General features: G+C 42.3%; 11 protein-coding genes. 10 read left to right on the plus strand and 1 reads right to left on the minus strand.

Annotated features, from left to right (window positions below; all coding sequences use genetic code 11):
• The first annotated feature begins 48 nt into the window (after positions 1–48).
• From hrcA to deoC, 8 genes are all read left to right on the plus strand, one after another.
• Entirely contained in the window at positions 49–1,077 is a 1,029-nt protein-coding gene (hrcA, locus tag ACZ9AO_RS04925; protein ID WP_251539643.1) for a heat-inducible transcriptional repressor HrcA, read from the plus strand.
• 99 nt (positions 1,078–1,176) lie between these two features.
• Positions 1,177–1,767 (plus strand): nucleotide exchange factor GrpE, encoded by a 591-nt coding sequence (gene grpE, locus ACZ9AO_RS04930; protein WP_063594191.1) that lies wholly within the window; start codon positions 1,177–1,179, stop codon positions 1,765–1,767.
• A 37-nt stretch (positions 1,768–1,804) separates the two neighbouring features.
• The gene (dnaK, locus tag ACZ9AO_RS04935; RefSeq protein ID WP_034308533.1) at positions 1,805–3,637 is read left to right on the plus strand and encodes a molecular chaperone DnaK; all 1,833 of its coding nucleotides are present in this window, start codon (positions 1,805–1,807) and stop codon (positions 3,635–3,637) included.
• Positions 3,638–3,924: 287 nt separating this feature from the next.
• On the plus strand, positions 3,925–5,040 hold the full coding sequence (gene dnaJ / locus ACZ9AO_RS04940; RefSeq protein WP_063594190.1) for a molecular chaperone DnaJ: 1,116 nt from the start codon (positions 3,925–3,927) through the stop codon (positions 5,038–5,040).
• A gap of 37 nt (positions 5,041–5,077) precedes the next feature.
• On the plus strand, positions 5,078–6,019 hold the full coding sequence (gene prmA, locus ACZ9AO_RS04945) for a 50S ribosomal protein L11 methyltransferase (RefSeq protein ID WP_034308530.1): 942 nt from the start codon (positions 5,078–5,080) through the stop codon (positions 6,017–6,019).
• 138 nt (positions 6,020–6,157) lie between these two features.
• On the plus strand, positions 6,158–6,910 hold the full coding sequence (locus ACZ9AO_RS04950; protein WP_251539642.1) for a 16S rRNA (uracil(1498)-N(3))-methyltransferase: 753 nt from the start codon (positions 6,158–6,160) through the stop codon (positions 6,908–6,910).
• Positions 6,911–6,916: 6 nt separating this feature from the next.
• Positions 6,917–8,254, plus strand: coding sequence for a tRNA (N(6)-L-threonylcarbamoyladenosine(37)-C(2))-methylthiotransferase MtaB (gene mtaB / locus ACZ9AO_RS04955; protein ID WP_476108589.1), 1,338 nt, complete (start codon positions 6,917–6,919; stop codon positions 8,252–8,254).
• Positions 8,255–8,413: 159 nt separating this feature from the next.
• Positions 8,414–9,085 (plus strand): deoxyribose-phosphate aldolase, encoded by a 672-nt coding sequence (gene deoC, locus ACZ9AO_RS04960; RefSeq protein WP_048682875.1) that lies wholly within the window; start codon positions 8,414–8,416, stop codon positions 9,083–9,085.
• Positions 9,086–9,613: 528 nt separating this feature from the next.
• Here deoC and ACZ9AO_RS04965 read toward each other — a convergent pair.
• Positions 9,614–10,546: a Na/Pi symporter gene (locus ACZ9AO_RS04965; RefSeq protein ID WP_048682881.1), complete on the minus strand. Its 933-nt coding sequence runs from the start codon at positions 10,544–10,546 to the stop codon at positions 9,614–9,616.
• A 236-nt stretch (positions 10,547–10,782) separates the two neighbouring features.
• Between ACZ9AO_RS04965 and rpsU the strand changes: the two genes are divergently transcribed.
• A complete protein-coding gene (rpsU, locus tag ACZ9AO_RS04970) occupies positions 10,783–10,956 on the plus strand; it encodes a 30S ribosomal protein S21 (RefSeq protein ID WP_028391853.1) in 174 nt (57 codons plus the stop codon).
• Between the two features lie 14 nt (positions 10,957–10,970).
• A complete protein-coding gene (locus ACZ9AO_RS04975) occupies positions 10,971–11,414 on the plus strand; it encodes a GatB/YqeY domain-containing protein (protein ID WP_034308521.1) in 444 nt (147 codons plus the stop codon).
• The last annotated feature ends 223 nt before the right edge of the window (positions 11,415–11,637 follow it).

Genomic DNA, 11,637 nt, shown 5'->3' on the forward strand with positions numbered 1-11,637 from the left:
AGTATATTAGCACTCGATGAGACAGAGTGCTAACAGAGGTGATCATACATGCTAACTGATCGTCAATTATTGATTCTACAAGTGATAATCGAGGATTTCATCCATTCTGCCCAGCCAGTCGGGTCACGAAGCTTGTCGAAGAAAGATGAAATCACGTTCAGCTCTGCCACAATTCGCAACGAAATGTCTGACCTTGAAGAAATGGGATTTTTAGAAAAAACTCATACTTCTTCCGGTAGGATTCCTTCTGAAAAAGGGTATAGATATTATGTGGATCATTTACTTTCTCCTCAAGCTCCGAAAAAGAATGAAGTGAAGATATTAAAATCCGTTTTTGTAGAACGAATTTATGAATTGGAAAAGATCGTTCAGAAGTCAGCGAAAATACTTTCGGAACTGACGAATTATACGGCGATTGTACTCGGACCAAAAGTGAATGAGCATAAGCTGAAAAAAATCCAGATCATTCCCTTAAGTCCTGAAACGGCAATTGCCATCATTATTACGGATACAGGTCATGTGGAAAATCGAATGATTTCCTTACCGCCTTCTTTTGATATAAACGAAATTGAAAAGATGGTGAACATATTGAATTCCCGTTTGGTCGATGTTCCGCTAGTTGATCTAAAGGATAAGATTTATAAGGAAGTTGCCGTTCTATTGAGCCGCCACATTCATAACTATGGATCGATGGTCTCGGTCCTTGCGGAGACCCTGACGGACACAAAGCCCGAAAAAATATTTTTCGGCGGGAAAACGAATATGCTGAGGCAGCCGGAGTTCCATGATATTACGAAAGTAAGCACGCTTTTATCGATGATTGAGCAGGAACAGGGATTTTATGAACTAATTACTCAAAATCCATCGGGCATCCACGTCAAGATCGGCCGTGAAAATCAAAACACAGTGCTCGATGACTGCAGTTTGATTACGGCAACCTACTCAATCGGGCAGGAGCAAGTTGGCACATTGGCCATATTGGGTCCAACGAGAATGGAATATTCGCGAGTGATCAGTTTGCTTTCGTTTTTCTCGAAAGATTTAACGGCCCTGATGACCAAACTGTATCAAAAATAGTAGCAAAGGTAATATTGTTAAGGTGGCGGAGGAGTATATTCCGCGGCCTGGCATATTACTTTAGCATAAATTGTATAACCCTTTTAGGGAGGTGAGATTGTGACAGAAAATAAAAACGAAGAACAAATATTGGAAAATGAAACAATCGAGGAAAGCGCTGCAGAAGCAGTTTTCGCTGAAGAAGAAATTCCAGCGGAAGAAAACGATGGTCCGGTTGAAAAAGATGAACTTCAATTGGCTCATGAAAAAATTGCCGAACTTGAGGCGAAAATCGAAGAAATGGATAACCGTTATCTTCGTCTGCAGGCCGATTTTGATAATTCAAGACGCCGTGCCAAGCTTGATATGGAGGCGGCTCAAAAATATAGAGTTCAAAGTATTGCTAGTGATTTAGTGGAGGCTCTTGATAATTTTGAAAGAGCAACAAAAATCGAAGCGGAAAATGAACAGACGAAATCCTTGCTATCCGGCATGGAAATGGTCTATAAAGCGATTACTGGTGCATTGGCTAAAGAAGGCATCGAACCGATCAGTTCGGTTGGTGAAGAGTTCGATCCGCGTTTGCATCAAGCGGTCATGCAAGTTCAAGATGAAAACTTCGGTTCGAACATCGTCGTCGAGGAATTCCAAAAAGGATACCTTCTTAAAGACCGTGTGATTCGACCTGCAATGGTAAAAGTGAACGAATAGGATTTTTACATATAAATAATTGGGAGGTAGTGAAACTATGAGCAAGATTATTGGTATTGACTTAGGTACAACAAACTCTTGTGTATCTGTACTTGAAGGCGGGGAACCAAAAGTAATCCCGAATCCGGAAGGAAACCGTACAACACCATCCGTAGTGGCATTCAAAAATGGAGAAAGGCAAGTTGGGGAAGTGGCAAAACGCCAAGCGATTACAAACCCTAACACGATCATTTCCATTAAACGCCATATGGGTACCAACCATAAAGAAGTAATTGAAGGAAAAGAATACTCACCTCAAGAAGTTTCTGCAATCATCCTTCAATACTTGAAATCATACGCTGAAGAGTATCTTGGCGAAAAAGTCACAAAAGCGGTTATCACTGTACCTGCTTACTTCAATGATGCAGAACGTCAAGCAACTAAGGATGCTGGTCAAATTGCCGGCCTTGAAGTGGAACGTATCATCAACGAACCGACAGCTGCAGCACTTGCATACGGTTTGGATAAAACGGAAGAAGATCAAACGATCCTTGTATTCGACCTTGGCGGCGGTACATTTGATGTGTCCATCATGGAACTTGGAGACGGCGTTTTCGAAGTTAAGTCCACAGCTGGCGACAATCGTCTAGGTGGGGATGATTTCGACCAAGTCATCATCGATTACCTGGTTGAAGCATTCAAGAAAGAAAACGGCATCGACCTTTCAAAAGATAAAATGGCGGTTCAACGTTTGAAAGATGCAGCTGAAAAAGCGAAAAAAGATCTTTCCGGCGTAACGTCAACTCAAATTTCTTTACCATTCATCACTGCTGGAGAAGCTGGACCGCTTCACTTGGATGTAACGATGACTAGAGCTAAATTCGATGAGCTTTCCACAGGTCTTGTGGAACGTACTATGGGACCGACTCGTCAAGCATTGAAAGATGCTGGTCTTTCAGCATCTGAAATCGACAAAGTAATCCTTGTTGGTGGGTCTACACGTATTCCTGCTGTCGTTGAAGCGATCAAAAAGGAAATCGGTCAAGAACCAAGCAAAGGTGTAAACCCTGATGAAGTGGTGGCTATGGGTGCTGCAATTCAAGGTGGCGTATTGACAGGTGATGTTAAAGACGTTGTCCTTCTTGATGTAACTCCACTTTCACTTGGAATTGAAACGATGGGCGGAGTATTCACGAAACTGATTGACCGTAATACTACGATTCCGACAAGTAAATCACAAGTATTCTCGACAGCGGCTGATAATCAAACGGCAGTTGATATCCATGTCCTTCAAGGTGAGCGTCCAATGTCAGCGGATAACAAAACTCTTGGTCGTTTCCAATTGAGTGACATTCCACCGGCACCGCGTGGAGTTCCGCAAGTTGAAGTGACATTCGATATCGATAAAAACGGTATCGTGAACGTTCGTGCGAAAGATCTTGGTACGAACAAAGAACAAGCAATCACCATCAAATCATCTTCAGGCCTTTCTGATGAAGAGATCGAACGCATGGTACGTGAAGCGGAAGAAAATGCCGATAGCGATAAACAACGTAAAGAAGAAGTTGAACTGCGTAACGAAGCAGATCAATTAGTTTTCCAAACGGAAAAAACGCTTAAAGATTTAGAAGGTAAAGTGGACGAAGCGGAAGTGACAAAAGCGAATGAAGCGAAGGATGAACTGAAAGCTGCAATCGAGAAAAATGAGCTTGAAGAAATCCGCGTGAAAAAAGATGCACTTAACGAAATCGTTCAAGCTTTGACAATGAAGCTTTATGAAGAAGCGGCAAAAGCTCAGCAAGCTGGCGAAGCGGGTGCTGGCGAGTCTGCTCAAGACGATAATGTCGTTGATGCTGAATACACTGAAGTAAACGAAGAAGAGAAAAAATAAAAAGTGCCCCAATCGGGACACTGATATATCGGGCAGTATTCTGCTCCATTGTAAAAAAGTCAAAGTCAGGTTATCTTGACTTTGGCTTTTTTTACAGTGAATGGAAACATTGTTGCAATCACTGATGGGGAATCGTGGGATTTTAGAGAAAAATGTGTGCAAATTGGGGCTGGCAATGCCATTTGCAAAAATGTGTTAAAGCCGTTTGTACTTTTCTAGTTGATTATTATCTTCGTTCAGTGATAATATTACCTTTATGTGAATCGAATCGGGAGTGGATTTTAGATATGAGTAAACGCGATTATTATGAGGTGTTAGGCCTTTCGAAAAGTGCTTCGAAGGATGAAATCAAAAAAGCGTATCGAAAGCTCTCCAAACAATATCACCCTGATATTAATAAAGCGGACGATGCTGCGGATAAATTCAAGGAAATCAAGGAAGCTTACGAAGTATTGAGTGACGAACAGAAAAAAGCCCATTATGACCAATTCGGACATACAGATCCCAATCAAGGCTTTGGCGGTCAGGACTTTGGCGGTTTCGGCGGTTTTGAAGATATTTTCAGTAGCTTCTTTGGTGGCGGCGGACGCAGGAGAGATCCTAATGCACCGCGTCAAGGAGCGGATTTACAGTATACGATGACGCTTTCGTTTGAAGAGGCTGCATTCGGAAAAGATACTGAAATCGAAATTCCGCGTGAAGAGGATTGCGGTACATGTAAAGGATCCGGTGCCAAACCAGGTACAAAGGTGGAAAACTGTTCACATTGTCATGGAACCGGTCAATTGAATGTTGAACAAAACACAGCGTTCGGAAGGATTGTGAACCGGAGAGCATGTCACCATTGTCAAGGAACAGGAAAAATCATTCCTAATAAATGTTCAACATGCGGCGGCGACGGAAAAGTCCAAAAACGTAAAAAAATCCAAGTCAAGGTGCCAGCAGGAATTGATGATGGCCAGCAGTTGCGTGTAACAGGCCAAGGCGAGCCTGGAATCAATGGCGGCCCCGCAGGAGACCTGTATGTAGTCTTCCATGTGCGCAGCCATGAATTCTTTGAACGGGATGGCGATGATATTTATTGTGAAATGCCGGTTACTTTTGCCCAGGCAGCATTAGGCGATGAAATAGAAGTTCCGACGCTGCATGGAAAAGTGAAGCTGAAGATTCCAGCAGGTACACAAACTAGCACTCGTTTCCGTTTAAAGGGCAAAGGAGTTCCGAATGTCAGAGGATATGGCCAAGGAGATCAGCATGTGGTCGTATTGGTTGTCACGCCTAAGAAATTAACGGAAAAACAAAAGGACTTGCTTCGTGAGTTCAGTGATATCAGCGGTCAAGGTGTAGATGAACAAGATGATGGCTTTTTCTCAAAAGTGAAGCGTGCTTTTAAAGATAGGTGAATAAAAGTAAAAAGAACAAATTGGGAGTTGGTAGATTATGAAGTGGTCTGAATTTGCAATCCAAACAACGAATGAAGCGGTTGAACCTGTTTCGAATATTCTTCATGAGGCAGGTGCGAGCGGTGTTGTCATTGAGGATCCTCTAGAATTAGTCAAGGAACGTGAAAATGTTTTTGGCGAAATCTACCACTTAAACCCCGATGATTATCCGGATGAAGGTGTAGTCATTAAGGCTTATCTGCCCGTTAACAGCTTCCTTGGCGATACCATTGATGCTATTAAGGAATCAATCAATAATCTCCTTCTTTTTGATATTGACCTTGGGAAAAATGTTGTTTCAATTAGTGAAGTGAATGAAGAAGAGTGGGCGACGGCTTGGAAAAAATATTATAACCCCGTTAAGATATCCGAACGTTTTACCATCGTGCCAACGTGGGAAGACTATACTCCGGTAAGCAGTGACGAATTGATCATTGAACTTGATCCAGGCATGGCCTTCGGAACGGGAACACACCCGACGACGGTCATGTGCATCCAAGCGCTGGAACGAACAGTAACGCCTGGGGATTTAGTCGTTGATGTAGGAACTGGTTCTGGTGTTCTAAGCATTGCAGCTGCATTATTGGATGCAAAACGAATCCAGTCACTTGATTTGGATGAAGTGGCAGTACAGTCAGCCAAGCAAAACGTTGAAATAAATAACGTGCAGGATAAAGTGTCCGTGTCACAAGGCAACTTACTGGATGGTGTAAATGAACAAGCGGATATCGTCGTGGCTAATATTCTTGCCGAAGTGATCATGCGTTTTACGGATGATGTAGCGAAAGTCGTTAAACCTGGCGGATATTTCATCGCTTCCGGAATCATTCAAACTAAGAAACAAGATGTGAAGGAAGCGATTATAGCATCTGGTTTCACCGTTGAGGAAACGATCTTGATGGAAGATTGGGTGGCAATAATCGCAAAAAGAAATGCTTAATTGGAAAAGTTACTCTGATTATCGGTTTTTTTGATAGTCAGAGTACCTTTTTTTAGCTTGAATCTTTGCACGGCTTGCATTCTGGATTCCTGACTGTTAGCCTGTGAGTTATTTAGACTAGACGAAGTAGGTGGCAGTGTGCAACGGTATTTTCTTAACGAAGCAGATATCAATGGAAACATGGTGACGATATCAGGTGATGATTTTCACCATATCGCCAGAGTGATGAGAATGGGACCAGGTGAGCGGATCATCACGGTGAAAGGTAATGGCATGACAGCTATCGCGGAAATTTCGGAAATTACTGATGATGCTGTAATAGGTACGGTAACCGAATGGAAGAATGAAGAGAAGGAACTTCCTGTAAGGGTAGTGATTGCGAGCGGTCTGCCTAAAGGGGATAAATTGGAATATATCGTTCAAAAGGGCACTGAACTGGGTGCCGTTGAATTTATCCCTTTTATTGCTGCTCGTTCGGTGGTAAAATGGGACCACAAAAAGGTAGGCAAGAAATTGGAGAGGCTCCAGAAGATTTCAAAAGAGGCGGCTGAGCAATCTCACCGCACGGTTATCCCTGCCATCAAGGAACCGATGACGGCAGATCAGCTAGCTGGGTATGCTTCCGGTTTCAATCATAAATTAATCGCTTTTGAAGAAGAGGCAAAGCGGGGGGAAACTTCTGTACTCGCTTCTGTCTTGAAAGATATTACTGCTGGGCAATCCATCCTATTCGTTTTTGGGCCTGAAGGTGGTTTAGCAGATAAGGAAATTGAAAAACTGACTGATGCCGGTTTTATGGCTTGCGGTCTTGGACCAAGAATATTAAGAACTGAAACAGCACCTTTATATGCACTTTCCGCTGTTTCTTATCATGTAGAACTTTTGAGGTGATGAAAAATGGCAACGGTCGCTTTCCATACATTAGGCTGTAAAGTGAATCATTATGAAACAGAGGCTATATGGCAATTATTCAAAACTGGGGGATATGATCGTGTTGAGTTTGAAAATACATCAGATGTATATGTCATCAACACATGCACGGTGACAAACACTGGCGATAAGAAAAGCCGTCAGGTCATCCGTCGTGCCATTCGTAAGAATCCGAATGCCGTCATAGCGGTAACGGGATGTTACGCACAGACATCGCCGGCAGAAATCATGGCCATACCAGGTGTGGATATTGTTGTAGGAACACAAGACAGGGTTAAACTGCTTGATTACATTGAGCAATTCAAGGTTGAGCGTGAACCAATCAATGCCGTAGGAAATATCATGAAAAACCGTGTTTACGAAGAGTTGGATGTACCTGCTTTCACAGACCGTACACGCGCTTCACTGAAGATTCAGGAAGGCTGCAATAATTTCTGCACTTTCTGCATCATTCCTTGGGCACGTGGCTTGATGCGTTCCCGCGATCCAAAGGAAGTCGTTCACCAGGCTGAACAGCTTGTCGAGGCAGGCTATAAAGAGCTAGTCCTTACCGGAATTCATACGGGCGGCTACGGAGATGATTTGAAAGACTATAATTTGGCGATGCTGCTGCGGGACTTGGAAAAAGTCGATGGGCTGAAGCGTATCCGTATTTCATCCATTGAAGCCAGCCAAATTACAGATGAGATCATTGAAGTGCTGACGAATTCGAAAAAAGTGGTACGTCATTTGCATATACCAATCCAATCGGGTTCCGATACCGTTCTAAAACGGATGAGACGTAAATATACGATGGATTTCTTCGGTGATCGAATCGAAAAGCTGAAAATTGCACTTCCGGGTCTTGCTGTTACCTCTGATGTCATCGTAGGTTTCCCGGGTGAAACTGAAGAAGAATTCATCGAGACATATAACTTTATAGAAAAATATAAATTCTCCGAACTTCATGTTTTCCCTTATTCAAAACGGACAGGGACTCCGGCTGCCCGTATGGGAGATCAAGTGGGTGAAGATATCAAAAATGAACGAGTCCACCGCCTTATTACGTTGTCGGATCAGTTGGCAAAAGAGTATGCCTCCCGATTCGAGGGGGAAGTTCTGGAAGTCATTCCTGAAACGAAGTTGGAAAATGGCCTTTATGAGGGCTACTCCGATAATTACATGAAAGTCGTCTTCCCGGCATCGGAAGAAATGGTCGGTGAAATCGTCAAAGTTAAAATCACAAAATCTGGCTATCCATTTAGTGAAGGTCAGTTCGTGACGGTCGTGAAGGATTTTCCGTTGCAACAAGCATCCAATATCTAAGACAGCGGTTAATCGCTGTCTTTTTTTATTATCCTTTTTTAGATGTGTTTTCTTGGCACTTTCGGGTAAAGACTATATATATCGTCAAAATGGTTAAACTATGGTATCATGAGAGGTACGTACAACTAGGTATAGATTGTTTTTGAGGAGGATTTATTAATGTCACAAAATGTAGCAGGTTTAATTGACCACACGTTATTAAAAGCAGATGCAACCAAAGAGCAAATAAAGGTATTGTGCGAAGAAGCGAGAGAGTATAACTTTGCTTCCGTATGCGTAAACCCAACTTGGGTGAAATATGCAAGTGAACTTTTGGAAGGTTCAGAAGTGAAGGTTTGTACGGTTATCGGCTTCCCTCTAGGTGCAACCACACCGGAAACCAAAGCTTTTGAAACGAAAGATGCCATCGCCAATGGTGCTCACGAAGTCGATATGGTGATCAATATCGGCGCATTGAAGGACAAGGATGATGAGTTGGTAGAGCGGGATATTCGTGCTGTGGTAGCGGCATCCACTGGTAAGGCTCTTTCAAAAGTGATCATTGAAACTTCTTTATTGACCGATGAAGAAAAAGTCCGTGCATGTGAATTGGCCGTAAAAGCCGGAACGGATTATGTGAAAACATCAACTGGTTTTTCGACCGGCGGAGCGACAGTTGAAGATATCGCGCTTATGAGAAAAACGGTTGGCCCGAATATCGGTGTCAAAGCTTCAGGCGGGGTCCGCAACACGAGCGATGCCCAGAATGTGATTGAAGCTGGTGCAACAAGAATTGGAGCGAGTGCAGGTGTCTCCATCGTGAAGGGCTTAACAGCTGATTCCGATTATTGATTTTGTAAGGACCGTATAATTCCCTAAAATAAAGCAGGCGGAGAAAAATGAATTATTTTTTCTCCGCCTGTTTTTTATTGATTCCAAAAATAATTCAACTGGCAATTTCCCTTGCCCGTGTATTGGCTTATTTCTTCCATAAAAAAGAGGACCTGTATCATTTTTGGAACCCATACATTCAAAAATAAGTTTATTGTGGATTTAATAGATATTAGGAGGTATCAAACAGGGAGTTAACATGCTTATATTAAATTGGGTTTTCATTTTGAATGGTAAAATTTTACACTTCAATAACCGTTTTATTTATAATGGCAGTAACTGCTTTTTATCTAACATCATTCTCTAATGAAAGTTTGCTGATTTTGATAGTAGCTGTTGTATTATTGAGTGGTTTGAGGTTATTTAACCATAATACTAATTATAGATTAGCTGAAATCGGTTACCGCCCCTAATATCTATGCGTTTAGGTTATATATATCTTATTTATGGCTGTCCCATAGTCAGTTGCCAATGACTTTTGGACAGCCCTTATTTTTTTAAGTGTGGCCGATGCACCAAAAGAATGAGGTTGGAGAATCGCCGTGCGAATGGCAAGACGGCCAAAGAAGTCAAGATATTGAAAATGACACTGGCATGCGCGAGCTGTGTCCCTTTGTTTTCGGTGAAATAGGCAGCCGTACTTTCGAGGATGTCCACAAAAGGCAGGAATGCGGCAACCCCGATGATGTTCAGCCAAATATGTGCATAAGCTGTGAAGGCAGCTTGTCTACCAGAACCGATGCTGGCCATGTATCCGGTGATGCAAGTGCCGATATTCGATCCGAGCATGATGATGATTGCCGAGGACACGGATAACTCCCCATTCATCAAAAAACTCATGGCTATCCCGATGGTTGCAGAACTGGAGTGAATGAGTGCCGTCAATAATAACCCGGCAATCAGGGCATAACTCATATGGCCCTCTATGTACTGGATAAGCGTTTGTATGGATGGATAGGCTGCAATCGGTGTCGAAAGCGTTTTAAAACCGCTCATCGCCGCGAAGATGGCCGAGATTCCGATCAGGGACATTCCTAGGCTTCTCGGCAATGCTTTTGGCATGAAGCAAAGGAAAGCGCCGCTTACGACACCGGGAATGATCCAGCGATCCAAAGAGAAAGTCATGAACTCTGCTGTAAAGGTGGATCCGATATTCGTTCCAAGAATAATCCCGATTGTTTGCGGGAATGTTAAGCTTCCTGCGGAAACAAGGCCGACCGTCATGACCATGACCGCCGAGCTGCTCTGCAGGATCCCGGTAAAGATGGTTCCGGCCAAGAAGCCTTTCCATGGCTTATCCGTAACCTTTGAGAGAAATGTTTTTAATGCTGCACCGGACATATTGAACAGTCCGATTCGTAAAACTGACATACCTGCCAGAAATATCGCAATGAATAAAATGAATAAAAATAGCTCATGCATGACTGTCACCTCATAGTAAGCTTATGGCCATTTAACAGGGGACATGCTATAAATTGGAATTTCATGCAAGTTGAATCATCGCTTAGTGAAAAATTATGATAATAACACGATTATATTCAAAATAAGTTTGATTTTATTGGTTGACCTGCTAAAGATGATATATTATAATTGTTTAGTACATGTATAACATGTTGACAACTTGAGTTAGTGTGTTGTTTTCGGAGGGAGGGAAAGAGATGTCTAAAACCGTCGTTCGTAAAAACGAATCGCTTGAAGATGCTCTTCGTCGTTTCAAACGTACTGTATCTAAAGCAGGATCGCTTCAGGAAGCTAGGAAGCGTGAATTTTATGAAAAACCAAGCGTAAAACGTAAGAAAAAGTCTGAAGCTGCAAGAAAACGTAAATTCTAAGAGAGGGTGGAAAGATGAGTCTTCTCGAGCGTTTAAATAATGATATGAAACAAGCGATGAAGAACAAGGAAAAGGACAAACTATCTGTTATTCGGATGCTGAAAGCTTCTATTCAAAACGAAGCCTTGAAGCAGAGACAAGATTTAACAGATGATGAAGAATTGACAGTGCTCTCTCGCGAATTAAAACAACGCAAAGACTCCCTCCAGGAGTTTGAAAACGCAGGTCGTTCAGATCTCGTGGATAAAGTCCGCACCGAACTAGTATACGTAGAGGCATATATGCCTCAGCAACTTTCAGAAGAAGACATTTCTAAAATCGTTAACGAAACGATTTTAGAAGTCAATGCAACATCCAAAGCAGATATGGGCCGAGTTATGGGAGCTTTAATGCCTAAAGTTAAAGGTAAAGCGGATGGTTCTCTAGTTAACAAATTAGTACAACAACATCTATCTTAAACTCTAAACTTAAAACTCGAAACCTAACCGCAGGCAAATTGCCTGTGGTTTTTGTGTATTTCATGAATTTTATGCGTATATTATTGAAACGAAGCCCAAGATAATTGTCGCACTTTTAATTTTATTTGCTTTTTTTGAAACCTTTTTCATATACATACGTAATAACTAAAGAACAGGGTAAAGGGTTGCTTCAATTGCTCCTTATTCGAATTTTAGTTACGGG

The sequence above is a fragment of the Peribacillus sp. TE19612 genome (genome assembly GCF_056279465.1).

Excerpts from the sequence above, each read along its gene's own strand:
- hrcA (WP_251539643.1), top strand. The coding sequence starts at position 49 with ATGCTAACTGATCGTCAATTATTGATTCTACAAGTGATAATCGAGGAT.
- dnaK (WP_034308533.1), top strand. The coding sequence starts at position 1,805 with ATGAGCAAGATTATTGGTATTGACTTAGGTACAACAAACTCTTGTGTA.
- dnaJ (WP_063594190.1), top strand. The coding sequence starts at position 3,925 with ATGAGTAAACGCGATTATTATGAGGTGTTAGGCCTTTCGAAAAGTGCT.
- prmA (WP_034308530.1), top strand. The coding sequence starts at position 5,078 with ATGAAGTGGTCTGAATTTGCAATCCAAACAACGAATGAAGCGGTTGAA.
- mtaB (WP_476108589.1), top strand. The coding sequence starts at position 6,917 with ATGGCAACGGTCGCTTTCCATACATTAGGCTGTAAAGTGAATCATTAT.
- deoC (WP_048682875.1), top strand. The coding sequence starts at position 8,414 with ATGTCACAAAATGTAGCAGGTTTAATTGACCACACGTTATTAAAAGCA.
- ACZ9AO_RS04965 (WP_048682881.1), bottom strand. The coding sequence starts at position 10,546 with ATGCATGAGCTATTTTTATTCATTTTATTCATTGCGATATTTCTGGCA.
- rpsU (WP_028391853.1), top strand. The coding sequence starts at position 10,783 with ATGTCTAAAACCGTCGTTCGTAAAAACGAATCGCTTGAAGATGCTCTT.
- ACZ9AO_RS04975 (WP_034308521.1), top strand. The coding sequence starts at position 10,971 with ATGAGTCTTCTCGAGCGTTTAAATAATGATATGAAACAAGCGATGAAG.